Source organism: Ruegeria conchae, assembly GCF_000192475.1.
GTDB classification, from domain to species: domain Bacteria; phylum Pseudomonadota; class Alphaproteobacteria; order Rhodobacterales; family Rhodobacteraceae; genus Ruegeria; species Ruegeria conchae.
On the sequence record NZ_AEYW01000006.1, the window covers coordinates 580,914 to 605,303 of the forward strand.

The window sequence follows — 24,390 nt, forward strand, 5'->3', positions numbered from 1 at the left end:
GTCCTTATTCCACGTTCTGTACTTGCTCGCGCATCTGATCGATCACGGCCTTCAGCTCTAAACCGACTGCTGTCAGTTCGGCATTTTGCGATTTCGAGCAAAGCGTATTCGCTTCACGATTGAACTCCTGCATCAGGAAGTCCAGCTTGCGCCCGACCGGTCCGTCTTGCGACAACAGCGCGCGTGCCGCTGCGACATGCGCGATTAACCTGTCGATCTCTTCGGTAATGTCTGCCTTCACCGCAATAAGCGCAAGCTCCTGCGCTACTCGTTCAGGATCGGCACCTTGGGCGTTGTCGAGAACACGCGCGAGATTGTCTCGCAATGCCTGTTCCATTTCCAGCCGACGACCTTCGGCCAATTTGACAGCCTGATTTGTCAATTCAGCGATCTGATCTAATTGCCCGCCAAGAATGCCTGCCAGCGCTTTTCCTTCAGCACTTCGCATTTCAATAAATTCCAAAAGCAGCCCGCCAAACTCCGCTTTCAGCTTCTCAACAAGTGGCTCCGGATCATCAGTGTCACCGCCTACTTCCATCATCCCCTTCAGAGAAAGCAGATCGCTGGCCTTCGACGGCGCCAATAGCACGCCGCGCGTGCCAGCCATGGCCTCGGTCTGAGCCAGCGCCTCCAGTGAAGCCTTCATCGCAGAAGTGTTCAGTTGGATTTCTGCAGCGGCTTCCTCACGACTCAGCCGCAGGGACAGCGTGACATTGCCGCGATTGACTTGCTTTGACAGGTCGCTTCTCAGCGCCGCCTCTAGCCCTGTCAGCCAATCTGGCAATCGCAGACGCAGGTCCAACCCCTTACCATTGACGCTGCGCAACTCCCAAGTCCAGCTATGGGGGCTGAACGCGCCCTTACCCGAGGCGAACCCGGTCATGGATTTGATCATGACTGCCCTTTCCGTCAAATTCACTGGTCGCACCTAATGCCATTGACCAGCAGGGGGCAAGTCCTTGCTCAAATCCGGATCAATTCCGAGAGGTTAACCATTCGTTAAAGAATTGCTCCAAAATTGTATTAACCCATGTCAATCTTGCAGCGGAAAAGGCTGGTGGGTCGCAGCATTGCCCATTAGGTGGCATTTTAGAAAAATCGTGATCGATTGACGTTGGGGTGATGAAATGAGGAGGTTTTTCAGTACTAAATCCGGTTCTGAATTTGGAAAGATCATCGCGATGGACCGATTTGACAGTGGACGCAGCCTGTCCCCTATTCGTCAGGCCGAAGCCTATTGGACAGCATTGCTGACAGCAGATGGCGTTCCAATGCGGTCACAAATCGATCCGCGCGGGCTTGAGAATATTCTGGAATACACCTTCATTCTTGAACGCATCGCACCCGGTCTTGCCCGATTTCGTCTGGCCGGGAGCCATCTGAACAAACTGGCCGGAATGGAAGTTCGCGGGATGCCGCTCACCTCGTTCTTCGAGCCCGAAGCCCGAGATGACACCAAGCAGCTTCTAGATCAGGTGTTCTCTGCACCTGCAATTGCCGAACTTGGGCTCGTTTCAAAGGGGAAGTTAGGTCAGGTTAGCTTACAAGCGAGCATGATCTTGCTACCACTCAAGAGCGATCTGGGAGATATCAGCAGAGTCCTGGGTGTCATGGTCAGTGATGGGATGATCGGTCTCACGCCGCGCCGGTTCACAATATCCGATCACCGAGTAAACAAGGTTTCCGATCTACAGACCCCGCCAAAACACGCGCCGAACATTGCAGAAGGATTTGCCGAAAGTCCGAGCGGGTTCAAAGGCGCACCGCACCTAAAGCTGGTTTCGTCGCGGGATGAATAAAAAAAACGGCGGGCAACTTGCCCGCCGTTTTCGTCTTTGAACCACTGCTACTTTAGCTCGCGGCGCGCTTGCCCCGATCCCGACGCAGATTGGTCAGTTCTTCCGCAACAAGGAAGGCCAGTTCTAGCGACTGCGACGCATTCAGGCGCGGGTCGCACGCTGTGTGATAGCGATCGGAAAGATCCTCTTCGGTCACCGCGCGGACACCGCCGGTGCATTCGGTGACGTCCAGACCGGTCATCTCGAAATGCACCCCACCCGGAACAGTGCCCTCGGCCTGATGCACTCCAAAGAAGTCGCGTACTTCGCGCAGCACGGAATCGAACGGTCGTGTCTTGTACCCGGTCGCAGATTTGATCGTGTTGCCATGCATCGGGTCACAAACCCAAGTGACCTTGGCACCTTCTTCTTTTACAGCCTGGACCAAACGCGGCAGATGCTCACCCGCTTTGCCTGCGCCAAAACGCGCGATCAAAGTCAGACGACCCTCTTCGTTTTCCGGGTTCAGTTTTGACATCAGAACCTTGAGGTCTTCGGCGCTGGTTGTCGGACCGCATTTCAGACCGATCGGGTTCAGGACACCGCGGCAGAATTCGACATGCGCACCGTCGGGCTGGCGGGTACGATCGCCGATCCAGATCATGTGGCCCGAGCCAGCCAACCAATTGCCCGAGGTCGAATCCAGACGGGTCAGCGCCTCTTCGTACTCAAGCAGCAGGCCTTCATGGCTCGTGTAGAACTCTACCGACGAAAACTCATGCGTCGTATCCGCAGTGATGCCCGCCGCCCCCATGAAATCAATCGAATCCTGAATGCGGTCGGCGATCTCAGAGTATTTCTGAACGTCTTGCCCATCGGCAAAGCCCAGTGTCCAAGAGTGGACATGGCTCATATCCGCGAAACCACCGGTCGAAAACGCGCGCAACAGGTTTAGCGTGGCGGCCGCCTGAGTGTAGGCCTGCAGCATCTTGCTCGGATCAGGAATTCGGGCCTCGGGCGTAAAGTCCAGTTCGTTGATGATATCACCACGGTAGCTGGGCAGTTCCACACCATCCACAATTTCCGTTGGCGCACTGCGTGGCTTGGCGAATTGACCCGCCATGCGGCCAACTTTGACCACAGGCACCTTGGCGCCATAGGTTAGAACCATCGCCATTTGCAGCATCACCTTGAACGTGTCACGGATAGCGTCCGCACTGAACTGTTCAAAGCTTTCAGCACAATCACCGCCTTGCAGCAGGAATGCCTCACCCCGGCCTGCAGCACCCAAATGCTGCTTGAGCCGCCGCGCTTCGCCGGCAAAAACCAGAGGGGGATACTTCGAAAGCTGCGCCTCGACTTTTCCCAACGCAGCCGCGTCGGTATAGTCGGGCATCTGAACTCGGGGCTTGTTGCGCCAGTTCGTTTTTTGCCACTCGGTCATAGCTTGGATCTCCGCTGAGGTAATTCAGATCGTCTCTATACAAAAAGCATTGAAGAGAGGCCATATGCGATTTGCACCTCTTGACGGCGCAAACAAGCTTTGAGCATGTTGACGGGCATATCTGCCGTCGCCAAGAAGCTGACGTGTACCGAATCAAGGACAGTTCGCCATGCAAGAGCAACGCCAAGTTGTCACCGTGGAAAATGACGCGGGCAAACCACTTAATTTTGTGTTTGTCCTTTTGGACAAGTTTTCACTGCTGTCCTTTGCTTCGGCCCTCGACAGTCTGCGCATTGCCAATCGTATGGCAAATCGCGATTTGTATACTTGGACGCTGGCGGGTGAAGGCGGAGAGCTGGTGCATTGTTCAGCCGGAACCACCTTCAAATTGGATGCAGACCTCGAAGAATTGCAGCGCGATGAAGTGATCCTGATCTGCGGTGGGGTCGACGTTCAGGCGGCCACCACAAAACGTGTGTTGAACTGGCTGCGCCGCGAAGCCCGCAAGGGGCTGAAGATCGGTGGTCTCTGCACTGCTGCTTATACGCTTGCGAAAGCGGGATTGCTGGAAGGTAAACGCGCCACAATCCACTGGGAAAACTCTGATAGCTTTGCCGAGGAATTCGATACGGTCGAACTGACCAAATCCGTATTTCTGGTGGACGGAAATCGAATGACCACAGCAGGTGGAACATCGTCGATTGATCTGATGCTTAAACTGATTGCCGATGACTATGGTGAAGATCTGGCAAATGCAGTCGCGGATCAGATGATATATTCATCGATCCGCACGGATCAGGACACTCAGCGCCTTTCGACGCCGACACGGATTGGCGTTCGCCACCCCAAGCTCAGCCAAGTCATCCTGATGATGGAAAAGAACATAGAAGAGCCGATCTCGCCATCGATTCTGGCCAAGGACGTGGGCATGTCCACGCGTCAGCTTGAACGCCTGTTCCGCCGCTATCTTAGCCGTTCCCCCAAGCGCTACTACATGGAACTGCGCCTGCACAAAGCGCGCAACTTGCTGATGCAGACAGATATGAGTGTCATCAACGTGGCGCTGGCCTGTGGCTTTGCCAGCCCATCGCATTTCTCAAAATGCTACCGGGCACACTATAATACGACGCCTTATCGTGAACGTGGTGCGCAGAGCGGGCGATTGTCTGTTTGATCCAAGGACGCTGCCAGACCTACAACTCTTTTTCGAAGTAATGCAGGTGCGGCCGAAGCATTGGTTGATCCAGATAGGTTGTTGTTTCGATCGGTTCTTCAAGCTCAACGAATCCGAGCTTGGGATACAAGCTTCGCATTTCGACATTTGGCGTCAGTGTGTCAGCGATCAGGCGCTTAAGACCCATATCGCGTGCTGCTTGTTCACGGGCCATGATCAGGGCACGCCCCGCCCCGGTTCCTCTTGCTCCCTCGATCACAAAGACCCGCTTTAGCTCACCCGTTCGGGAATCAAACCGTTTCAGCATCCCGCATCCAATGATGTCTCGGGTTTGATTTCTGGCTACGACCAAACATCCATTCGGAGGCAAATAGTCATCCGTATTTGCCCAGAACTCGGCCAGCGCGCTTTCAGGGGCAGCTGGATCTATCTCAAATCCCATTGCCTGCATTCTGACAACGATAAGCGCGTAATACTCTTTCAAGATAGAATTCAGTTCGCTCTTCGGCGGTATAGTGCTGCACAATTCGATTACGAAGCCACTCATTTGGCACCTCAAATCAACTGGCCACCGGGTTACCCAAACGCTCCGATGACTTGGAAAATTCAATAACTTCATTGCAGATTATCAGAGGCGCGACATCTTATAAACCGTGCCCTGCCCGACCGAAATGAACCAGATCGACCCATCGGACGCTTCTACGATATCACGGACACGTTCTGTTTCAGGACTCTTGATCCGTTCGACCTCGCGCAGCGGATTGCCTGAAAGCCGTGCGATATAGTCGAATTTCAAAGAGCCTACGAACAGATCCCCCTTCCACTCTGGCCAAAGCTTACCTGAATACACAAGCAACCCCGAAGGTGCGATCGAGGGATCCCAATAGTGCTTAGGCTGCTCCATCCCCTGTTTCGACGTTCCTTCGCCAATCTTTTGTCCCGAGTAATGCACCCCATAAGAGATCACGGGCCATCCATAGTTAGCCCCGGGCCGGATCAGATTGACCTCATCGCCCCCTTTGGCCCCGTGTTCACTAACCCAAAGCCGTCCCTGCTGATCCAAGTTGGCTCCTTGAGGATTCCTGTGCCCAAACGACCAGAGTTCAGGCCGGACATCGGGATTGTCCACAAACGGATTGTCACGAGGAACTGTTCCATCTCGATTTATTCGAATAACCGTTCCCAAATGATTTGACCGGTCCTGAGCAGCCGGACGATCCCCACGATCTCCAATCGTGACAAACAAAGAGCCATCCTCGGCCTCGACGACACGCGAGCCAAAATGCCTACCCCCGGAACCGCCGGGCACGGCCTCAAAAATTATGCGCAGGTTGGTCAGGCGATCCCCGCTTTCGGAGAACCGCGCGACTGCAACTGCAGTACCCGCACCACCTCTTTGCGGCTTTGAAAACGTTAGAAAAAGCTCTCGGGTTTGACTGAAATTCCGAGCAATCGTTACATCAAGCAAACCACCCTGCCCGTTCGCGGCCACTTTTGGCACCCCTTTGACGCGCTTTGCCTCGCCTTCAGCGACATAAAGAAGCTCTCCATCGCGTTCGGTTACGATGAAACTGTTGTCCGGAAGAATGCCAATGGCCCACGGCGTGTCCAAGCCTTTCACCACTTGGCTGAGTTGAGTTTTCCCGACCGACGTCTCGATAACATCGGACCAGCCGGACACCGACCAACAGGACAGAATCAGAATCGCTAAAATTCTATGCATCTCTACCCTCTTCCCAACAATACTTCGGTATTAAGGCTCAATTCCCATCAAAGCAGATAGATTGTCTGCGGACAAAAGCACTTTTTTGTTAGGACTTTTCTTTTCCGAACAGCTTGCCTAGGGTCGTGCCCAGAACGACAACGTTCAAACAATAAATAGGGAGTAACCTAATGAAAAAGCTGCTTACCGCTACCGCAGCAACCGCCCTGCTAGCGGGCACCGCAATGGCCGACGACGTTAAGCTGGGCGTGCTGTTCGGCTTTACTGGACCGATTGAATCGCTGGCACCAGCCATGGGTTCGGGCGCTGAGCTGGCGATGGCCGAAGTTACAGAATCCGGGAAGCTGCTGGACGGCTCAACCGTTACCGGAACGCGTGCTGACACCGGCTGCATCGACAATGGCCTGGCGACATCGAACGGCGAACGCATGATCGCGGATGGCGTCGCTGGCATCATCGGCGGTGACTGCTCGGGCGTAACTGGCGCCATCCTGCAGAACGTTGCGATTCCGAACGGCATGGTCATGATCTCGCCCTCTGCAACCTCGCCGGGATTGTCGACGATGGAAGACAACGGCCTCTTCTTCCGCACTGCCCCGTCGGATGCGCGTGAAGGTCAGGTGATGGCAGATATCCTGAACGATCGCGGCATCGGCTCGATCGCTCTGACATACACCAACAACGACTACGGCAAAGGCCTGGCAGACGCGATCCAGTCTTCATTCGAAGCTTCGGGTGGTGAAGTCACCATCGTCGCTGCACATGAAGACGGCAAGGCTGACTACTCGGCAGAAGTCGGCGCGCTGGCCTCCGCCGGTGGCGACATACTGGTGGTTGCGGGTTATCTGGACCAAGGCGGTCTGGGCATCATCCAGTCAGCACTGGACAGCGGCGCGTTTGACACGTTCGGTTTGCCTGGCGGCATGATCGGTGACTCGCTGCCCGCAAATGTCGGGCCCGACCTAAACGGCTCGTTCGGACAGATCGCCGGTTCTGGCGGCGAAGGTGCCGAGAAGTACTTTGCCATGGCTGAAGCTGCTGGTTTTGACGGCTCGTCGCCCTATTCACCTGAAGCATACGACGCCGCCGCACTGTTCATGCTGGCCATGCAGGCCGCAGGCTCGACCGCTCCGGCAGAATACGGAGCAAAGATCATGGATGTTGCCAACGCTCCGGGTGAGAAAATCTATCCCGGTGAACTGGCCAAAGGTCTGGAACTGTTGGCTGCTGGTCAGGAAATCGACTATGTCGGCGCATCTGGTGTTGAACTGATCGGACCCGGTGAAAGCGCGGGATCCTACCGCGAGATCGAAGTGACCGACGGCGAGAACAAGACCGTCAACTTCCGTTGATCCGAACTTCATAGTCATAAAATCAAGCAGCCCGGGCCTTGTGTCCGGGCTGTTTCAATGACAAAAGGCCGCACCTCCCTTAAGGGGATATGACAACAAGAACGCCGAACAGGGCGGCAAGGGGAAAAGATGATCGTCGTCGAAGACGTGCACAAGCATTTCGGCGGGTTTCATGCGGTGGACGGGGCATCGCTGGAAATCCAAAAAGGGTCCATCACCGGCCTGATCGGTCCGAACGGGGCCGGAAAAACCACTCTGTTCAACGTGATCGCGGGTGTTCTTCCACCGACCAGCGGCAAGGTCTTCATGGACGGTGAGGATATTACTGGTCTGCCTCCGCATGAGCTGTTTCACAAGGGCCTGCTGCGCACCTTCCAAATCGCGCATGAGTTTTCCTCGATGTCCTGCCGCGAGAACCTGATGATGGTACCCGGTGCGCAATCGGGTGAATCGCTGTGGAACACATGGTTCGGGCGTAAACGTATCGCCGATGAGGAACGCGCGCTGAAAGCCAAGGCCGATGAGGTGCTGGAGTTCCTGACCATCGAGCATCTGGCAGATCACAAGGCCGGTCAGGTCTCGGGTGGTCAGAAAAAGCTGCTTGAGCTTGGCCGCACCATGATGGTCGATGCGAAGATCGTGTTTCTGGACGAGGTCGGCGCGGGCGTGAACCGCACCCTGCTGATGACCATTGCAGACACGATCCTGCGCCTGAACAAGGAACGCGGCTATACCTTCGTTGTTATCGAGCACGACATGGATTTCATCGGCAAGATCTGCGACCCGGTCATCTGTATGGCCGAGGGTAAGGTGCTGGCCGAAGGCACTCTGGACGAGATCAAAGCCAATGAACACGTGATCGAAGCTTACCTAGGCACAGGCCTGAAGAACAAAGACAAGCTGGAGGCGGGCGCATGAGCGACACCCCCTACCAGGACGATAAGGGCAACAAGGACGCCTCGATCACCAATACGCATGGTGTCGGCACAATGACCCCAGCGCATCGCAAAAGCGGTGAGACTCACCGAGTCGAGGGCGGCCCTTTCCTGATTGGTGACACCATGACCGGCGGCTATGGCAAAGGGCCGGACATCCTGCATGATTGCACCATTGCCGTTGACAAGGGTGAGATTGCGGTGATCGTGGGACCCAACGGTGCGGGTAAATCGACTGCAATGAAGGCCGTTTTTGGCATGCTAGATGTGCGCCAAGGGTCTGTGCGCCTGGATGGCGAAGACATCACCAATCTCAGCCCACAGGATCGTGTGCAGCGTGGCATGGGCTTTGTGCCACAGACCTCGAACATTTTCACTTCGATGACGGTTGAAGAGAACCTTGAAATGGGCGCCTTCATCCGCCGCGACGATTTCTCGGAGACGATGGAACAGGTCTATGATCTCTTCCCCATCCTGCGCGACAAGCGCAATCAGGCCGCCGGAGAGCTGTCGGGCGGTCAGCGCCAGCAGGTCGCCGTGGGCCGTGCGCTGATGACCCAGCCCAAGGTCCTGATGCTGGACGAACCCACCGCTGGAGTCTCGCCCATCGTGATGGATGAGTTGTTCGACCGGATCATCGAGGTGTCGCGCACTGGGTTGCCGATCCTGATGGTCGAGCAGAATGCCCGTCAGGCGCTGGAGATCGCGGATAAGGGATATGTGCTGGTTCAGGGACGGAATGCTTATACCGGCACGGGCAAGGAACTTCTAGCCGATCCTGAAGTTCGTAAGAGTTTCTTGGGGGGGTGACGTGAGATCCGCAATGATGATCGCATTTGCCTCAATGTGCAGTACGGCTTGGGCGGCGCCTTGCGTCCTTCAAGAGGCCTGCACTGACGTGCAAAACTGTGAGGGTGAGGAACTCATGCTTGAGCTGCTAGGCACCCCGCCCGAGCGTATTGAAAGTAACTTTGGTGACTTTTCAGTCGATAGGATCGCGAAGGCTGGTGATATCACTTCCAAAATTAGCTTGTCTGACGGGCAAGAGTGGACAGCCGTTTCAAAAAGTGACCTGTTGGCGGCGTCCTGGACCGAAGACGACAGACACGAGCATATGTATGTGACCAAAACTTCGACAACCGAACTAACCGTCACATTGTTCACCCAACCACTGCGTTATGTCGATTATGCGAAAGCTAACAATGGACGACGCACTTTCTCTGGAAAATGCGAGCAGGAGTTTTAATGGACTTCCTCAACGCCCTTGTGGCGCTCTCCAACTTCGTTCTTGTTCCCGCAATCGCCTATGGCAGCCAGTTGGCGCTGGGTGCTTTGGGGGTGACACTGATCTATGGCATCCTGCGGTTCTCGAACTTTGCGCATGGTGACACGATGGCCTTTGGCGCGATGATTGCCGTGCTGGTCACGTGGGCCATGCAGGCCGCCGGGGTCAGTTTCGGGCCGCTGCCGACAGCTCTGCTCGCCCTGCCCTTTGCCATATTGGGCTGTATCGTTTTGGTGCTGATCACGGACCGGCTGGTTTATCGGTTCTACCGAGAGCAGAAGGCCAAGCCGGTTATTCTGGTGATCGTGTCGATGGGCGTGATGTTCATCATGAACGGCCTCGTGCGGTTCATCATCGGGCCGGATGACCAGCGGTTTTCGGACGGCGCGCGGTTCCTGATCAAAGCGCGGGATTTCAAGGCTTGGACGGGACTGAACGAGGGGCTTGCGATCAAGACTTCTCAGGCCATCACTGTCGTTGTGGCGGTGGTTGCCGTGGCCGCGTTGTTCTGGTTCCTCAACAAAACCCGTACCGGCAAATCGATGCGCGCCTATTCGGATAACGAGGATCTGGCGCTTCTGTCCGGCATCAACCCCGAACGGGTGGTGATGATCACATGGATCATCGTCGCCGCCCTGGCGACCACGGCGGGCGTGCTTTACGGCCTCGACAAGAGCTTCAAGCCTTTCGTCTATTTCCAGCTTTTGCTGCCGATCTTTGCCTCGGCCATCGTGGGCGGGCTCGGCAACCCTCTGGGCGCCATTGCTGGCGGGTTCATCATCGCGTTTTCCGAGGTGACCGTCACCTATGCGTGGAAGAAAGTGCTGACCTATCTGGCGCCGGAAAGTCTGGAGCCGTCCGGATTGGTCCAGTTCCTGTCCACCGACTACAAATTCGCCGTCAGCTTCGCCATCTTGCTGATCGTGCTGCTGTTTAAGCCGACAGGCCTGTTCAAGGGAAAAGTAATATGAGCGAGCCCGTCAAAAACACACTGCTATTTGTTGTCGTTGGCAGCCTGATCCTGTTGACCGGGTTCACGCAAAGTTGGAACGCCGCGATCCTGATCCTGAACATGGGCCTGATCTCGGCCATCATGTCGATCGGAGTGAACCTGCAATGGGGCTTTGCGGGCCTATTTAATGTCGGTGTCATGGGCTTTGTCGCGCTGGGCGGGCTTGCGGTTGTTCTGATCTCAACCCCACCTACCCCCGGCGCATGGTCTGGAGGAGGATACGGTGTCGTTCTTTCGCTATTGCTGGGCGCGGCAACGGTGGTCGCGGCCGTTATGGTCGCGCAGAAGATGCCGAAAGGGCGCACACGGTCGTTTGCGATCATCGGCATTCTGATCGTTGGCTTTTTTGTTTACCGCGCAATCTTTGATCCCAATGTTGCTTCGATCGAAGCGATTGATCCTGCTGTAGCAGGCAATATCGGCGGGCTGAACCTGCCGGTCCTATTCGCTTGGCCGGCTGGAGGGCTGCTGGCCGCGGGCGCGGCCTGGCTGATCGGTAAAACCGCTCTGGGTTTGCGGTCGGACTATCTGGCGATTGCTACGCTTGGGATCGCCGAAATCATCATCGCGGTTATGAAAAACGAAGACTGGTTGGCCCGAGGGGTCAAGAATGTCTACGGCATTCCGCGCCCCGCACCAGTGGTGGGCTATGAGGTTGAGCTGCAGCAAGACCCCTCTTTCATCGCGCGGGCCGAATGGTTCGGGCTGGACCCCGTCACCGCCTCGACCCTATCCGTGAAGCTTGGGTATTCGTTGCTGTTCCTCATCGTGTTGCTGATACTGCTCTGGATGGCTCAGATGGCGTTAAAAAGCCCTTGGGGCCGCATGATGCGTGCCATTCGTGACAACGAAGTCGCGGCTGAGGCGATGGGCAAGGACGTCACCCGCCGCCACTTGCAAATCTTTGTTCTGGGTTCGGCCATCTGCGGCGTTGCCGGTGCAATGATGACCACGCTCGACGGGCAGCTGACACCAGGTACCTACAACCCTCTGCGATTTACCTTCCTAGTTTGGGTCATGGTCATCGTCGGCGGATCGGGCAACAACTTCGGAGCCGTACTGGGAGCGTTCTTAATCTGGTTCTTGTGGGTGCAGGTTGAACCCATAGGACTGTGGCTGATGAACCTGATTACCGCAGGAATGCCCGATGGCAGCGCTTTGAAATCGCATCTGATAGACAGCGCAGCACATATGCGGTTGTTCACGATGGGACTTATTCTGCTGATTGTTCTCAGATTCAGCCCAAGAGGGTTGATCCCAGAGAAATAAGCAAAATTTCGTGAGAAATTCCCCTAACGCGCCGTGATCCGGCGCGTTTTATTGTGCGGAAGATCAGAAAGGGCTAAACCTGCACACTGCGAACCACCACATCGCTGCTGTGCCGAGCTCTGTGCGAGATTGGCGCAGGGTTGTTAACGATCTGAACGTTTACCAGGATGAGAGCATCGACCTCGCTATGAACAAACCACTCAAAATATTCGCTATGGCCGTTCCGACATTGGCAGTGTTATCGGCCTGCGTACCCACGCCCGAGGAATTGGAAACCACCCCGGTCAAGGTGCAGACACCAAAAGGGGTCGTGACCTGCCAGCTTTACCGGCATGACAGGGTCAGCTGGGATCGTGCGATCGATTTCCCCGCCACCAAGATGTCGGTGCCCGAGGCAGACAACTACTGCAAACAAGAAGGCCTGCGACGATTGAAGCGCTGATCAGGCGGCGTGCGACCTGTTGATCGCGCGCATGAACGAACGCCTCATCGATTGCGAAACAATCCGCCCAGGATGCCACGAACGATACGGCGACCTGTCGTTCCTTTCAGCTCTTTGATCACGGCCTCGCTCATGGCCGTGGCGAAAGTATCCTTCTTTCGCGAGACACGCGAAGAAGAGCGCCCAACACGACTGCCCGAATATCTGCGGGCCGAGGCATATTCCCGTTCCATCGGGCTCTGCTGTTCCAAAACTTCGTCGGATTCGGCCTGTTCAGCCGCGTTGGCCGCCGCATTGGCCCGCGCCTGCAGGATTTCAAAGGCAGATTTGCGATCGATCCGGGTGCCGTATTTGGCACCCATCGGAGACGTTTCGATGAACGATTGACGCTCAGCCTTGGTTATCGGACCAAGTTGAGAACCCGGCGGTCGGATCAGGGTGCGTTCGACGACACCCGGGACCCCTTTTTTTTGCAGCATCGAGGTTACCGCCTCGCCCACGCCGACTTCGCGAATGGCGGCCTCGGTATCGAAGGCGGGATTCTCGCGATAGGTCTCTGCCGCCAGACGCAGGTTTTTTCGGTCGCGTGCGGTAAATGCCCTAAGCGCATGCTGGATCCGATTACCCAGTTGGCCGAGGATATCTTCGGGAATGTCGGCTGGATTTTGCGAGATAAAGTATACGCCCACACCTTTCGATCGGATAAGCCGCGCCACTTGTTCGACCTTGTCCACCAGTACTTTCGGAGCGTCCTCGAACAGCAAATGCGCCTCGTCAAAGAAGAACACCAGCTTGGGTTTTTCCGGATCACCAACTTCGGGCAATTCCTCGAAGAGTTCACTTAGCAACCATAACAAGAAAGTCGCATAAAGGCGCGGCGACCCCATCAATTTGTCCGAGGCCAGAATGTTCACCATACCTTGCCCGCTTTCGTCAGTTTGCATCAGATCTGCAAGCTCCAGCGCAGGCTCACCGAACAGGTTCGTGCCACCCTGATTTTCAAGCACCAGCAAACGCCGCTGAATGGCACCAATCGATGCCGTGGAAACGTTGCCATATCGCAGCGACAGCTGGGCTCGGTTTTCGCCAATCCAGACCAGCAATGCCTGCAGGTCTTTCAAGTCCAGCAGCGGCATGCCCTCTTCATCCGCGACCCGAAAGGCGATGTTAAGAATACCTTCCTGCGCCTCGCTAAGCTCCATCAGTCTGGATAACAGCAGCGGGCCCATCTCAGTTACGGTGGTTCGGACGGGATGACCTTGTTCACCGAACAGGTCCCAAAAGGTGACCGGGCAAGCGGCGTACGAGAACGTATCGAACCCGATCTTCGCAGCGCGGTCCTGAAAGGCCTGATGCAGCTTGTGACTTTCGCTTCCGGGCAGCGCCAATCCCGACAAGTCACCTTTGACATCGGACAGAAACACCGGAACACCGGCTTGCGAAAACCCCTCGGCCAGAATTTGCAGCGTTACCGTCTTACCTGTTCCGGTCGCGCCGGCGATAAGACCATGGCGGTTCGCGTATTTCAATGACAACCCCTGTGCCACTGAGTATCCATCACCGCCGCCGCCTACGAATATTTTGTTGTCCATTAAGAAACTGTCCTGAGTTCTACCGATCTGCTGCAAGCATACAAAGTTAACCTTTCGCTGCGAGAGTAAATGTTGCTCATCGTGGTCTGACTGCGGTGGCAAACTTCCTCCCTGTCGACTGGCCGTGCCTTCGGGCACGGCTTTTTTATGAATTCTGACCAAATCCAACGATATCGGTTCTTTTTTTGGGGTTAGCAGTTGACCGATGGGTTTCGCTTTCGTAACGTCTGCGCATAACTAAGTCGGCCAGTCCGACGGGGAGAAAAATTCAAGAAGGGAGCCGCTCCACCGGCTCCCTTTTTCATTGCCTGTTCACTGCTTAATTTGCTGTGTTTGGCGCGTTTCGGCAAAAAATTGAGTAATTTGCATACCGTCGTTCGGATTGTTCCTGACACCGCCCTACAACAATGTTAGACGAGGCAAAAAGCTGGATCATCAAGATGAGGCATTTATGATCAGGAAATTGGCACACCTTAGCATCGTGGCGGCAGGACTTTTCTGCACCACGGCCATGGCGCAGGAAAGCACCGACGCTCCGGAATCCGGGGCCGAGGTCGGTTCTGATCTGGATTTGGGCCAGACCGGTCCCCGGATTGGTGAGCAATATGAGAAAGAGCAATCGGGCGATTGGAAAATTTCTTGCATCAAATCCGATGCTAGCCAGGATCCATGCGCCATGGTTCAGATTCTGAACAATCAGCAAGGCGATCCAATCGCCGAGGTGTCGATCGGCAAATTGCCGCAAGGAGGTGCCGCCGTCGCTTGGGCAAACGTCGTGGTTCCGCTTGAAACACTTCTGCAGGCTCAGTTGGCGGTTTCAATCGATGGTGCGCCGCGCAAGTTGTATAACTATCACCACTGTGTCCCGGTAGGATGTCTTGCGCAACTGGGACTGACACAGGGCGATATCGATGCCATGAGATCGGGATCCACTGCAGTGCTCTCGCTGGTCCCTGCCCGCCTGCCGGATCAGGTGCTGAACATGGAGATGTCGCTAAGCGGTTTCACCGCAGCATTTGACGGCCTGACGGAGTCAGCAAACTGATACCGAATTTAGTTAAAACCCGAGCCGTTGCTTAACAGCGACGGCTTTATTAAATCCGCTTTAGCGCGAGAACGGCATTCAATCCGCCAAAGGCAAACGCGTTGCTAAGTGCGACATCGACCTTCGCCTCACGCGCTTCGTTCGGCACCACATCGAGTGCACATTCGGGGTCAGGCTCTTCATAGCCGATAGTCGGGGCGACAATTCCGTCGCGTAAGGCCATGATACAAGCCAGCAACTCGACCGCGCCAGTTCCACCAATCAAATGACCATGCATTGATTTAGTGGACGAGATCATGAGGTCGTCTGCATGAGGGCCAAACACATCAGCAACGGCAGCGCATTCGGTTTTGTCATTGGCAGCCGTGCCAGTGCCATGCGCGTTGATATACCCCACGTCACTAGCGTTTAATTTTGCATCCGCCAAGGCACCGGCCATCGCACGAGAAGCCCCTTGTTTGCTTGGCATAACGATGTCAGCCGCATCTGAAGACATGGCAAAGCCCACGACTTCGCACAGGATCTCAGCGCCACGTGCACGCGCATGTTCATATTCTTCGAAGACAAAGACACCCGCACCTTCGCCTTGCACCATCCCGTTTCGGTTAGCACTGAATGGGCGGCAGGCATCTTTGGACATGACACGAAGCCCTTCCCACGCCTTAACACCGCCAAAGCACAGCATCGATTCCGACCCACCAGTCACCATGGCTGGTGCAGCCCCACTGCGCACCATCTGAAACGCCTGTGCCATGGCATGATTCGATGATGCACAAGCGGTCGACACCGTGAAGCTGGGGCCTTTTAGGTTGTGTTCCATCGAAACGTGGCTGGCTGCCGCGTTGTTCATCAATTTGGGGACAACAAATGGATGCACCCTGTTTTTGCCGTCTTCGTAGACCGAACGATAGTTGTCATCCCAGGTTGAAACACCGCCCCCGGCAGTTCCCAAAACAACGCCTGACCGTGCCGCGGTATCGCCCGAGAACACAATGCCTGACTGGTCAATCGCCTCTTTGGCAGCGGTCAGCGTGAACTGTGTGAACCGATCATACAGCGTCATCTGCTGACGATTGAACCGCCCCTCAGCCTCAAAACCGCGCACTTGCCCGCCGATCTTGATCGACAACCGGTCTACATCACGGAACTCAAGATCTGAGATACCGCATCGGCCTTCACGCATGGCTTCCAGCGTATCGGGGACAGAATGACCCAGCGAATTGATGGTGCCCGCACCCGTAATGACGACGCGTCTCATACCGGAGGTCAGACCTTTTCCGATACAAGTTTTTCTATGCCCGCAATAATCGCGGCCACGTTTGAAATATCGAAATCACTCGCGGTGGGTTCGTTCGCGTTGAAGGGCACCGTGATATCAAACTCTTCTTCGATGGCAAAGATGCTCTCAACCAAACCCAGGCTATCGATGCCCAAATCCTCGAGCGTGCTGTCGGGCGTCACATCCGAAGGCTCAAGCACGGCCTGCTCGGCAATGATTGCAATGACGCGGTCGCTGATGCTCATCTCGATCCCCTGGTTATCGTGTTGGGGTTGATTTAATCGCTTGGAGGCAGTTTGGAAACAGCCTTTTTCAACGCCTCAACGTCACGGGCCAAACGGGGCAATCGGCGTTGGGCTTTGTAAATCTCTGTGTGGCTTTCCATTTTGACCCCTGGATAACCCATAATCACGCGGCCAGCAGGCACATTCGACAGGATCTTGGTGCCTCCACCGGATATTACCCCATCACCGATAAAGATGTTGTCGGCAACGCCAGTCTGACCACCCAATACAACGTTATTTCCGATCTCAACCGAACCGGAAACTCCAGTCTGACCGCAGAGCAAGCAATCCTGCCCCACGCGCGTGTTGTGACCCACATGTACAAGGTTATCCAACTTGGACCCGCTTCCGATCACGGTGTTGCGGATAGTGCCGTTGTCGACGGTACAGTTCGACCCAACTTCAACATCGTCACCAATCTCGACCGCCCCAAGTGAGTGAATGCGCAACCAGCTTTGCGCTTTTGCATCCCCTTGATCGCCAAGTGTTTTCCGCGCGTTTTCTGCGCCTGATACCTCAGGCGTGACGTAGCTGAACCCGTCACCTCCGATACGCGCGCCCGGCTGAGCAATAAATCGATCGCCAATCTGCGCCCGTGCCCCGATGCTTACCATCTCGCGAAGCAGAGCGCCTTCACCCAGCGCTGCATCCATTCCAATCACGCAATGCGCGCCGATAACCGAACCCTTACCGATCTTTGCCCGCGCTCCGATCACGGCAAGCGGACCGACCGATACGTCCTCTCCAATCTCAGCAGTTTCATCGATAACAGCCGATGGGTGGATCCCCGGTGCAATGCCCTGCCCTCGATCCAGCATCGATGTTATTCCGGCCATCGCCATACGCGGGCGCTGAACAAAGATGGCGGCCTCAAGACCCAAAGCCTGCCAATCTGCCCCATCCCAAAGTACAGCGGCCCGCGCCGCGCCATTCGCCAAGGCCTCGGCATATTTGGGCGACATTGCCATCGCCAGATCGGTTGGTCCCGCATCGCCTGGCTCGGCTGCGCGAAGGATCGTCAAACTCGTCTGACCCTCGGCCACAGCACCAAGAGCGTCGGCGATTTGCTGAACTGTGAATTGCATGCGGGCTTCCTCGTGGCGCGTAGTTGCCCCGTGATTACCCCTGAACGTCCGGCAGGGCTACCCCTGCCTTTTGCAATGCCTCCCAGATCTTACGATCACGGTCATATACATCACGGCGATATTGAACCTCACCCTTCGGTCCGACATAGGCCGTTCTGTAGATCAGATGCACCGGCACCGGGTTTTCAAGGTTCACCTTCGTCTCTTTCCCGGTGTTCAACACACGATGGAAGAAAGATTTTGGATCCTCTTCCTGTTTGGCCAGCAATGCATATGCAAATTCAAATGGCTGCGCCAATCGAATACATCCGTGTGAGAAAGCCCGAACCTCGCGCGCAAACAAAGATTTCTGTGGTGTATCATGGAGATAGATGTTGTGCTTGTTCGGGAACATGAACTTCACCAGACCCAGCGCGTTGCTTCTGCTTGGTGGTTGACGCATCGAGAACGGGAAGTTCCTTGCGGTGAACTGGGTGAAATCAACAGCGCCCCGGTTAACTTGCCGCCCCCCACGATCAGTAATCTGGATATGCCCCACTGCGTTCGGGTTAGCTTGTAATTTCGGCAGGTACTCTTTGGTGATGATCGAGCGCGGAACATACCAGCTGGGGTTGATCACCATATGCTCCATCTCGTCCGAAAACTCCGGACTACGGCGATCATGTGTATTTTTGCCAATGACTGCGCGTGTCTCAAACGTGACCTGACCGTCATCAACGATTTTTGCCGAAAAGTCTGCCTGATTCACCAGAATGTGGCGCTCACCACGTTCTTCGGGCAACCAACGCTCACGTTCCAAAGCAACGTAAACCGCTTTCAGACGGTCGGATACTGGCCGATTGATCTCGGTGATGGTTCCATTACCTGCTACGCCATCCGGTTCAAGCCCATGTGCGGTTTGAAACGCCTGAACGGCAGCAAGCAACACGTCATCATAGTTGGGGCTTGCAGTGGGTTTCAAATAACCCATAGCTACCAACCGATTGCGCAATTTGATGACATTCGCGCCTGTGTCTCCGCGCTCAAGCTTTGTGACAGGAACGGTCTCACCCCACCCGCCCTGTTCGATCAGCGTTTCAAGCGCAATTTTCTGCTTCATCAAAGCGCGATACTGGCGTGATTGAGGCATAATCTCACGGAAGTACTCATCACCATCGCCGGCAACAAGACGCTTCAGGTGTTCTTGCGTGCTGCGCCGTTCAACATCCCGTACAAGGCCAGCATCGATTTGCGAAGGTGAAGTAACACCGGACTGTATATCGTTGGCATATTTAGCAAAAATTTGACTTAGCTCAGCCTCGATCAAACCTAAATCACGGGTTGTTCTGGCGTCCTGCATCTTCGCGATCAATGCTGAGACATCATAGCGCGCGCGTGGAAGCCCATGCATGTCGATTGTTGACAAAGCCTTGATCAAGGCAGCGCGCCGCGCTTCATGTTCAGGAGTGCTGCCTACCCACACTGGATCAAACGCATTTTTTCGGTAGAATTCAGCGATCGCAGTGTTTGAAATCGTGCTTTCAGCCACCGCCATCTGGAAGGCGGTGCCAGATGTCCCCGCCAATGCGACAGAAGCTGAAACTGCCACAAAGGTAGCTGCAAATACACTAGAACGAGCGCGAGAAACAAACGACATCAGATAGCCTTGGTTATTCAATGATTTGCCGCAAAATTTCTACGGCGTTTAGAAATAATGTTTGGAGGCGCAGTCAATGTCTATTCACAAATATATCAATTAGCCTCTTCTTTTTACCGTGATGCGTGTTTGCATCGTTGGAACTTGGATTGCAGAATTATCATGCATGTTTGCATCAGTTGCGCAAAAAACTGCCGAAAATTCCCCCTTGATTAAGGCGCAGGCAAAGACTCCTTGGCGGATGATTCCGACTGTGCAATAAATCCCGCATCTGGGATGGGATAAAAATTAATACAGCGCGCGTAACATCGTGTGCAGGCAGGAACAGTACGGGACGAAACTGAAATGACCAAGAGCAGTACATCGGGCTTGACCCGGCGTGCCCTATTGGGCGCATTCGCCGCAACGGCGGTTGTCGCGGCACCAACCTATTCCAAAGCAGCAGGTTTTCTTCGCGGCGGTGGCGACATTCGCCGCATTCGTATGTATTCGGGCCGCACCGGTGAGCGGATCGATATGGTATATTGGGTTGATGGAAAATATATCAAGGACGCGGTGAAAGAGGTTAACCACTTCATGCGTGATTGGCGCAGCGATCAGGTCAAGGACATGGACCTGCGCACGATCGACATCATGGCTGCGGCGCATAATATGCTGGATGTAAGCGAACCCTATATGCTGCTGTCTGGTTACCGCTCTCCGCAAACCAATGCCATGCTGCGCCGTCGCTCTCGCGGTGTCGCCAAGAATTCCTTGCATATGAAAGGTCAGGCTGCAGACTTGCGTTTATCCTCGCGCTCGGTCTCGCAAATGGCGAAAGCTGCAATTTCCTGCCGCGCCGGGGGCGTTGGCCAGTACTATCGGTCGAATTTCGTGCATATGGATTGCGGTGTCATCCGTTCCTGGCGCGGCTGATTTAACTCATAATCCCGTACCATAATGTGAACCCCCTCAGTTAATGTGAACCCCCTCAGTTATCTCTGTTGGGGGTTTTGTTTTGTCGGCAGCTAGATTGCATACCAATCGCTACTGAGTGGAGCAAAAACAAACACAAGAGAAGTGGCGCACCTGAGAGGATTTACTTCCGATTTTCTTCCCCTTATTTCTATTTTTTTTCGGTCACTTACGTCAACTGCAAAAACTCATGTGTCACTCCATGTGTCACCATTTATGTGTTAAAAGTCTGACCGTGCTAGTTTTGAGAAAGCAAGACCTCTAGTTGATGCTGAATCTGTTTACGGGGCGCTAAAAGGAACAAAGGGTTACAAACCATGGATTCAATTCTAACAATCATCCTCAGTGTTCTAGTTCTGGCCTTTGTGATCTGGCTCTACATTCTACCGATCACGATGGCGGGCAAACGCAACCGGTCCGGACTAATCTGGTTCCTGATTGGTCTTGTCGGATCGCCCATACTGGCAATCCTGTTGTTGTTGGCGTTGGGCGATGCGCTAGAACAACCGACAGCCTAACACATGAACAAGAAACGGCTGCTTTACCTTACCACTAAGGAGAAGTGTATATGGTCTGCCGCTAACCGAGTGACACAACCTCTTCCCCGAAATGTCACTGCCATAGATTGCTGTCAGCAGATGTTTTCAATCTATGGCTGTGATTTCGATCGTCTATTTCAGCGGTTGCATTCCACAGCTACTGACCGGTGGGCCTCATTGACGATCCGATAGACCGATCTCTGAGAAATCCTCAAGCGCTGGGCGATCTCATGCTTCTTGTAGCCCTGACCTAGTAGCTGAAGCACCTCGGCAGTCCTCATACGTGCCGTTGGTTTCCTGCCCTTATATTTACCCTCCGCTTTGGCTTTGGCTATTCCCTCTCGCTGCCGCTCCAACATCATCTCCCTTTCAAACTGAGCGATTGACCCTAGGACATTCAGCATGAGCTTCCCTGTAGCTGTGGAGGTATCAAGGGACATGTCTAGAACTCTCAGAGCGATACCCCTCTTTGTGAGCTCATCCACTATTTCTCCGAGATGACGGACCGAACGAGCAAGTCGGTCAAGCTTGGTAACTATGAGGACATCTCCTTCTCGGCAGAAGCTGAGAGCTTCACTGAGCGCCCCTCTACGGGCAACAGAGGAGACTTGTTCTGAGTAGATTTTCTCACATCCAACTTCTGTGAGTGCCTCCAGCTGGGCCTCCAGTCCGGCTTGTTGTTCCAGTGTAGATGTTCTTGCGTATCCGATGATCATGGTGGTGATCTCCTTTAGGTTCTTAGACGTTGAGGCAATTGCTTGCCAAAAGCCGAGATCGACTTCATTGCCACCATTTCCGCCACCCTAAGCAGATGGACACAGAACCTTGGCCTATTGGCAGCATTTTTGTCTGGAAACAAAGGGGGGGGGTTTTAGAAACCGACTTCAAAAAGGAGGGGGTTTATTGTTCTTATTATTACCTCTGAAAAAACGGTTCCTTAGTGGTGCAGAATCTAAAAGGTTTAAGCACCGGACATTTGACGGCTGACAAAAGTTGTCAGATGACCGCTCTGAGCCGAAAGCAGTCAATCGTTTGACTTTTTTGAGCATTTCACAAAACTCACCGTGTATAACAATTGAGTGTACTCTCGCTTATCAAGTAAGAGGAGAAAGCTGATGGAAACACTGGGCCCGACACTTGCGGCACTATACGCTCAGCGTGCATTTATTGTTAAGTTGTCACTGGGAGTCTTGGCTTATGTGTTAGTGGTGGACGACGCACAGGCCCAAAGCGCACAGGGTTGTGTAGAATTGGGATCTCCTCGGATAGAGTATTCATCCGGATCTGAAAGCACTCGCGTTAATCAAACAATTTCAACGACGGAACGCACGTGTCTGCCGATCCCAAACGGACCCATAACAGGACTTACAATTGGAAACTCCTCTATCACGTCCTCTGGTGAAATTGAGTTGTATGTCCCGGGCCAAAACACCGTTCCAAGTAATGCTTCAGTTTTAACTCTCCTAAACGTTGATGTTGCGGCAGGTAGCGGAGACTTTGTTTCTCGTGAGGCCTTGGCTACAAACATCAACGGGAAGCTCAGAGTGAACCTCATTGGAACTTCGATTGGTTCCGGCAGATCAATGACCTTCGTTCCGTTCAACGGCGCGAATATCGACCCCACTGAAGTTTACTTCCAGTCAGACCGACCGTTAACTTACGACAACCTGACTGTTATGGGGGCTACCGAAGTGGTTTTCGGGGCGTACTATATCCAAACTCGGGTTGCTGAGGCTTCTGATTTCACATTGACGAACAGTTCGATTTCTTCAACCAGTGACATGGCGATAGCCGCAGGCACGACTGTTCGGCTTGATGCGGCAAGCAGTTTGAACACCGTAAACTTTGAAAATTTTGGCACTCTGGCCGGAACGGGAACCGTGAACGCCTTCAACTTCACAGTTAAGAACGGCGGGGTGCTTTCGCCGGGCTTTTCAATTGGTACACTCAACAATAGTGGCGGGATCGCCTTTGAAGCTGGGTCAAGGCTCTTAAGTGAGGTCGATCCGACGGCCGGGCAGAAAGCTGACTTGGTGTCATCCAGCGGGCCAGTGACGGGGATTAACCGCGCTACCATACAAGTCGAAGCCGCTCGATCTGGTCTGTCTGCACAAGACTATGCTGCTGGCAACGACTACACGGTTTTTCAAGCCTCGAGTTTTGATGGAAACTCCCCAACTCTTGTTGCCGGAGGTTCTCTACCCGCTCTTTCTAGTCTGAGTATCTCAAATACGCCAACTGTGGACGGGAGAATTGATATTGCGTTTTCTACCCTCCCTGTCTCGAGCTTACCGCAGCATCCAGCAGTTGTAGGATCACCCAATGCAAGCAATCTCGCTGGTGCGGTGGCCAACACCACAAACACGTCGCCCGGAACCATTCTGACCAACGGCACAACCTTGGGCAATGCCGTTAACACGCTTACCAATTCAGGTTTGGCTGGGTTTAATCGTGTACACGCAGAACCCTATTCCTCCAATTTGACCGTTGGGTTGGAGCAACTTGACCTGATAACCAACACTGTGCTGAGCCACGCTGACTGCCGCAAGTATCAAGCGGTCGGCTTCAGCAATGAGAACCAACCTGTTGCAGCAGGCGAAATCGACTCGGCCCAGAGCCCGAGCGGCGCAATAGACTGCTCTGATCGGCGCTGGTGGATCGACACGGCCTATGTGAGCGGTGACGTTGATGGAAGTAGTGGTCTTGGGACATTCGACTATTCGCTCGGCACCATTTTGGTCGGAGCGGATATCGCAAGCACCGATAGAGGTGTGGTCGGCGTGTACGCAGGCTTTGGGACATCCTCCATGGATGAACATGATCAAGTCGATCAGGACTTTTCAACCGACAGCTATCATGTGGGCGTCTATGGGCGTACAACAACCGGAACTTGGGAGTTCTCCGGACTGATCGGTTACATGTTCGGTGAAACCGACGCCAAGCGGAATAACCCTTCTGTTGATGGCTTTACAGGAGGCGAGGCAAAGTCCGATTTAGACCAGGAAGGAATCCACGCCGGTATCCAGGCGCGGAAATTGTTTAACCTGGACAGCGGTGCAAAGTTCTCTACGGTTTTTGGATTGAACTACGGGCGTATTCAACAAGGTTCAGGCACAGAGACAGGCGGTGGTGATTTCAACTACTCGATTGAAAAAGCGAACGCAGAGTCGCTGGTTGCTTCCATTGGAGTTGACTACCAACGGGACTTCTTGGCACAGAGTGGTTTGCTGACCCCAATCGCCTTTGCTCGTTACGAGTACGACTTCTTTGCCAACAAGGACAGTGAGCACGAAATCACGGTTACAAGCCCTTTATTCGGAACATTCACACAGGTCGGACAAAACCGAGGCGCTAACGGATTCGTTCTTGGGCTTGGATTGGGCTATCAAATATCTGAGCTGGCCAGACTCACGGCAGGATATGGCTATTCTGTTCGCTCCAATGGCCAAGAACATGGCCTTGGTGCAAACTTAAGCGTTCGGTTCTGATTTGGCAGTACGATTTTTTCAAATTTAGGAATCACACACGCCGAACATCGTTGTTGGGCCTTCACAAACGAACC

General features: G+C 54.3%; 23 protein-coding genes. 13 read left to right on the plus strand and 10 right to left on the minus strand.

The window, feature by feature from the left end; genetic code table 11:
* Positions 1 to 4: 4 nt before the first annotated feature.
* On the minus strand, positions 5 to 895 hold the full coding sequence (locus tag G7G_RS0107395) for a YicC/YloC family endoribonuclease (RefSeq protein WP_010440174.1): 891 nt from the start codon (positions 893 to 895) through the stop codon (positions 5 to 7).
* A gap of 286 nt (positions 896 to 1,181) precedes the next feature.
* Here G7G_RS0107395 and G7G_RS0107400 point away from each other — a divergent pair, with 286 nt between their 5' ends.
* The gene (locus G7G_RS0107400) at positions 1,182 to 1,799 is read left to right on the plus strand and encodes a PAS domain-containing protein (protein WP_010440175.1); all 618 of its coding nucleotides are present in this window, start codon (positions 1,182 to 1,184) and stop codon (positions 1,797 to 1,799) included.
* Positions 1,800 to 1,851: 52 nt separating this feature from the next.
* Here G7G_RS0107400 and G7G_RS0107405 read toward each other — a convergent pair whose 3' ends face one another.
* Positions 1,852 to 3,222: a class II 3-deoxy-7-phosphoheptulonate synthase gene (locus G7G_RS0107405; RefSeq protein ID WP_010440176.1), complete on the minus strand. Its 1,371-nt coding sequence runs from the start codon at positions 3,220 to 3,222 to the stop codon at positions 1,852 to 1,854.
* A gap of 169 nt (positions 3,223 to 3,391) precedes the next feature.
* Here G7G_RS0107405 and G7G_RS0107410 point away from each other — a divergent pair, with 169 nt between their 5' ends.
* Positions 3,392 to 4,396, plus strand: coding sequence for a GlxA family transcriptional regulator (locus G7G_RS0107410; RefSeq protein ID WP_010440177.1), 1,005 nt, complete (start codon positions 3,392 to 3,394; stop codon positions 4,394 to 4,396).
* A gap of 19 nt (positions 4,397 to 4,415) precedes the next feature.
* Here G7G_RS0107410 and G7G_RS0107415 read toward each other — a convergent pair whose 3' ends face one another.
* Together G7G_RS0107415 and G7G_RS0107420 are read right to left on the minus strand one after the other, a co-directional pair.
* On the minus strand, positions 4,416 to 4,943 hold the full coding sequence (locus tag G7G_RS0107415; RefSeq protein WP_010440178.1) for a GNAT family N-acetyltransferase: 528 nt from the start codon (positions 4,941 to 4,943) through the stop codon (positions 4,416 to 4,418).
* An 81-nt stretch (positions 4,944 to 5,024) separates the two neighbouring features.
* The gene (locus G7G_RS0107420; protein ID WP_010440179.1) at positions 5,025 to 6,119 is read right to left on the minus strand and encodes a PQQ-dependent sugar dehydrogenase; all 1,095 of its coding nucleotides are present in this window, start codon (positions 6,117 to 6,119) and stop codon (positions 5,025 to 5,027) included.
* Positions 6,120 to 6,289: 170 nt separating this feature from the next.
* Between G7G_RS0107420 and G7G_RS0107425 the strand changes: the two genes are divergently transcribed.
* The 7 genes from G7G_RS0107425 to G7G_RS0107455 all read left to right on the plus strand — a co-directional run bounded on the left by G7G_RS0107425 (position 6,290) and on the right by G7G_RS0107455 (position 12,414).
* The gene (locus G7G_RS0107425; protein ID WP_010440180.1) at positions 6,290 to 7,471 is read left to right on the plus strand and encodes an ABC transporter substrate-binding protein; all 1,182 of its coding nucleotides are present in this window, start codon (positions 6,290 to 6,292) and stop codon (positions 7,469 to 7,471) included.
* Between the two features lie 129 nt (positions 7,472 to 7,600).
* Positions 7,601 to 8,389, plus strand: coding sequence for an ABC transporter ATP-binding protein (locus G7G_RS0107430; RefSeq protein WP_010440181.1), 789 nt, complete (start codon positions 7,601 to 7,603; stop codon positions 8,387 to 8,389).
* A complete protein-coding gene (locus G7G_RS0107435) occupies positions 8,386 to 9,216 on the plus strand; it encodes an ABC transporter ATP-binding protein (RefSeq protein WP_010440182.1) in 831 nt (276 codons plus the stop codon). Before G7G_RS0107430 ends, G7G_RS0107435 begins: the two co-directional genes overlap by 4 nt.
* Before the next feature lie 115 nt (positions 9,217 to 9,331).
* Complete coding sequence (locus G7G_RS0107440; protein WP_238528768.1) at positions 9,332 to 9,652, plus strand: hypothetical protein; 321 nt, start codon at positions 9,332 to 9,334, stop codon at positions 9,650 to 9,652.
* Positions 9,652 to 10,662 (plus strand): branched-chain amino acid ABC transporter permease, encoded by a 1,011-nt coding sequence (locus tag G7G_RS0107445; RefSeq protein ID WP_010440184.1) that lies wholly within the window; start codon positions 9,652 to 9,654, stop codon positions 10,660 to 10,662. The genes G7G_RS0107440 and G7G_RS0107445 overlap by 1 nt, the downstream gene beginning before the upstream one ends.
* Complete coding sequence (locus G7G_RS0107450) at positions 10,659 to 11,972, plus strand: branched-chain amino acid ABC transporter permease (RefSeq protein WP_010440185.1); 1,314 nt, start codon at positions 10,659 to 10,661, stop codon at positions 11,970 to 11,972. Before G7G_RS0107445 ends, G7G_RS0107450 begins: the two co-directional genes overlap by 4 nt.
* Before the next feature lie 187 nt (positions 11,973 to 12,159).
* The gene (locus G7G_RS0107455) at positions 12,160 to 12,414 is read left to right on the plus strand and encodes a hypothetical protein (protein WP_010440186.1); all 255 of its coding nucleotides are present in this window, start codon (positions 12,160 to 12,162) and stop codon (positions 12,412 to 12,414) included.
* 44 nt (positions 12,415 to 12,458) lie between these two features.
* Here the strand turns inward: G7G_RS0107455 and G7G_RS0107460 are convergent, their stop codons facing one another.
* Positions 12,459 to 14,006, minus strand: coding sequence for a helicase HerA-like domain-containing protein (locus G7G_RS0107460; protein ID WP_010440187.1), 1,548 nt, complete (start codon positions 14,004 to 14,006; stop codon positions 12,459 to 12,461).
* A gap of 451 nt (positions 14,007 to 14,457) precedes the next feature.
* Between G7G_RS0107460 and G7G_RS0107465 the strand changes: the two genes are divergently transcribed.
* Positions 14,458 to 15,051: an invasion associated locus B family protein gene (locus tag G7G_RS0107465; RefSeq protein WP_010440188.1), complete on the plus strand. Its 594-nt coding sequence runs from the start codon at positions 14,458 to 14,460 to the stop codon at positions 15,049 to 15,051.
* Positions 15,052 to 15,100: 49 nt separating this feature from the next.
* On the opposite strand, the gene G7G_RS0107470 is transcribed toward G7G_RS0107465, so the two are convergent.
* The 4 genes from G7G_RS0107470 to G7G_RS0107485 are packed head-to-tail and all read right to left on the minus strand — an operon-like array spanning position 15,101 to position 19,335.
* Positions 15,101 to 16,309, minus strand: a complete 1,209-nt coding sequence (locus G7G_RS0107470) for a beta-ketoacyl-[acyl-carrier-protein] synthase family protein (protein WP_010440189.1) — start codon at positions 16,307 to 16,309, stop codon at positions 15,101 to 15,103.
* 8 nt (positions 16,310 to 16,317) lie between these two features.
* A complete protein-coding gene (locus tag G7G_RS0107475) occupies positions 16,318 to 16,575 on the minus strand; it encodes an acyl carrier protein (protein WP_010440190.1) in 258 nt (85 codons plus the stop codon).
* Between the two features lie 32 nt (positions 16,576 to 16,607).
* Entirely contained in the window at positions 16,608 to 17,699 is a 1,092-nt protein-coding gene (lpxD, locus tag G7G_RS0107480; RefSeq protein WP_010440191.1) for a UDP-3-O-(3-hydroxymyristoyl)glucosamine N-acyltransferase, read from the minus strand.
* A 34-nt stretch (positions 17,700 to 17,733) separates the two neighbouring features.
* Positions 17,734 to 19,335: a L,D-transpeptidase family protein gene (locus G7G_RS0107485; protein ID WP_010440192.1), complete on the minus strand. Its 1,602-nt coding sequence runs from the start codon at positions 19,333 to 19,335 to the stop codon at positions 17,734 to 17,736.
* 345 nt (positions 19,336 to 19,680) lie between these two features.
* Between G7G_RS0107485 and mepK the strand changes: the two genes are divergently transcribed.
* Both mepK and G7G_RS0107500 read left to right on the plus strand, forming a co-directional pair.
* Positions 19,681 to 20,250, plus strand: coding sequence for a peptidoglycan L,D-endopeptidase MepK (mepK, locus tag G7G_RS0107495; protein WP_010440193.1), 570 nt, complete (start codon positions 19,681 to 19,683; stop codon positions 20,248 to 20,250).
* 356 nt (positions 20,251 to 20,606) lie between these two features.
* Entirely contained in the window at positions 20,607 to 20,807 is a 201-nt protein-coding gene (locus tag G7G_RS0107500) for a hypothetical protein (protein WP_010440194.1), read from the plus strand.
* 158 nt (positions 20,808 to 20,965) lie between these two features.
* On the opposite strand, the gene G7G_RS0107505 is transcribed toward G7G_RS0107500, so the two are convergent.
* Positions 20,966 to 21,544, minus strand: a complete 579-nt coding sequence (locus G7G_RS0107505) for a recombinase family protein (RefSeq protein WP_010440195.1) — start codon at positions 21,542 to 21,544, stop codon at positions 20,966 to 20,968.
* 399 nt (positions 21,545 to 21,943) lie between these two features.
* On the opposite strand from G7G_RS0107505, the gene G7G_RS0107510 reads away from it, so the two are divergent.
* A complete protein-coding gene (locus G7G_RS0107510; RefSeq protein WP_238528769.1) occupies positions 21,944 to 24,316 on the plus strand; it encodes an autotransporter family protein in 2,373 nt (790 codons plus the stop codon).
* The last annotated feature ends 74 nt before the right edge of the window (positions 24,317 to 24,390 follow it).

Excerpts from the sequence above, each read along its gene's own strand:
- G7G_RS0107395 (WP_010440174.1), bottom strand. The coding sequence starts at position 895 with ATGATCAAATCCATGACCGGGTTCGCCTCGGGTAAGGGCGCGTTCAGC.
- G7G_RS0107400 (WP_010440175.1), top strand. The coding sequence starts at position 1,182 with ATGGACCGATTTGACAGTGGACGCAGCCTGTCCCCTATTCGTCAGGCC.
- G7G_RS0107405 (WP_010440176.1), bottom strand. The coding sequence starts at position 3,222 with ATGACCGAGTGGCAAAAAACGAACTGGCGCAACAAGCCCCGAGTTCAG.
- G7G_RS0107410 (WP_010440177.1), top strand. The coding sequence starts at position 3,392 with ATGCAAGAGCAACGCCAAGTTGTCACCGTGGAAAATGACGCGGGCAAA.
- G7G_RS0107415 (WP_010440178.1), bottom strand. The coding sequence starts at position 4,943 with ATGAGTGGCTTCGTAATCGAATTGTGCAGCACTATACCGCCGAAGAGC.
- G7G_RS0107420 (WP_010440179.1), bottom strand. The coding sequence starts at position 6,119 with ATGCATAGAATTTTAGCGATTCTGATTCTGTCCTGTTGGTCGGTGTCC.
- G7G_RS0107425 (WP_010440180.1), top strand. The coding sequence starts at position 6,290 with ATGAAAAAGCTGCTTACCGCTACCGCAGCAACCGCCCTGCTAGCGGGC.
- G7G_RS0107430 (WP_010440181.1), top strand. The coding sequence starts at position 7,601 with ATGATCGTCGTCGAAGACGTGCACAAGCATTTCGGCGGGTTTCATGCG.
- G7G_RS0107435 (WP_010440182.1), top strand. The coding sequence starts at position 8,386 with ATGAGCGACACCCCCTACCAGGACGATAAGGGCAACAAGGACGCCTCG.
- G7G_RS0107440 (WP_238528768.1), top strand. The coding sequence starts at position 9,332 with ATGCTTGAGCTGCTAGGCACCCCGCCCGAGCGTATTGAAAGTAACTTT.
- G7G_RS0107445 (WP_010440184.1), top strand. The coding sequence starts at position 9,652 with ATGGACTTCCTCAACGCCCTTGTGGCGCTCTCCAACTTCGTTCTTGTT.
- G7G_RS0107450 (WP_010440185.1), top strand. The coding sequence starts at position 10,659 with ATGAGCGAGCCCGTCAAAAACACACTGCTATTTGTTGTCGTTGGCAGC.
- G7G_RS0107455 (WP_010440186.1), top strand. The coding sequence starts at position 12,160 with ATGAACAAACCACTCAAAATATTCGCTATGGCCGTTCCGACATTGGCA.
- G7G_RS0107460 (WP_010440187.1), bottom strand. The coding sequence starts at position 14,006 with ATGGACAACAAAATATTCGTAGGCGGCGGCGGTGATGGATACTCAGTG.
- G7G_RS0107465 (WP_010440188.1), top strand. The coding sequence starts at position 14,458 with ATGATCAGGAAATTGGCACACCTTAGCATCGTGGCGGCAGGACTTTTC.
- G7G_RS0107470 (WP_010440189.1), bottom strand. The coding sequence starts at position 16,309 with ATGAGACGCGTCGTCATTACGGGTGCGGGCACCATCAATTCGCTGGGT.
- G7G_RS0107475 (WP_010440190.1), bottom strand. The coding sequence starts at position 16,575 with ATGAGCATCAGCGACCGCGTCATTGCAATCATTGCCGAGCAGGCCGTG.
- lpxD (WP_010440191.1), bottom strand. The coding sequence starts at position 17,699 with ATGCAATTCACAGTTCAGCAAATCGCCGACGCTCTTGGTGCTGTGGCC.
- G7G_RS0107485 (WP_010440192.1), bottom strand. The coding sequence starts at position 19,335 with ATGTCGTTTGTTTCTCGCGCTCGTTCTAGTGTATTTGCAGCTACCTTT.
- mepK (WP_010440193.1), top strand. The coding sequence starts at position 19,681 with ATGACCAAGAGCAGTACATCGGGCTTGACCCGGCGTGCCCTATTGGGC.
- G7G_RS0107500 (WP_010440194.1), top strand. The coding sequence starts at position 20,607 with ATGGATTCAATTCTAACAATCATCCTCAGTGTTCTAGTTCTGGCCTTT.
- G7G_RS0107505 (WP_010440195.1), bottom strand. The coding sequence starts at position 21,544 with ATGATCATCGGATACGCAAGAACATCTACACTGGAACAACAAGCCGGA.
- G7G_RS0107510 (WP_238528769.1), top strand. The coding sequence starts at position 21,944 with ATGGAAACACTGGGCCCGACACTTGCGGCACTATACGCTCAGCGTGCA.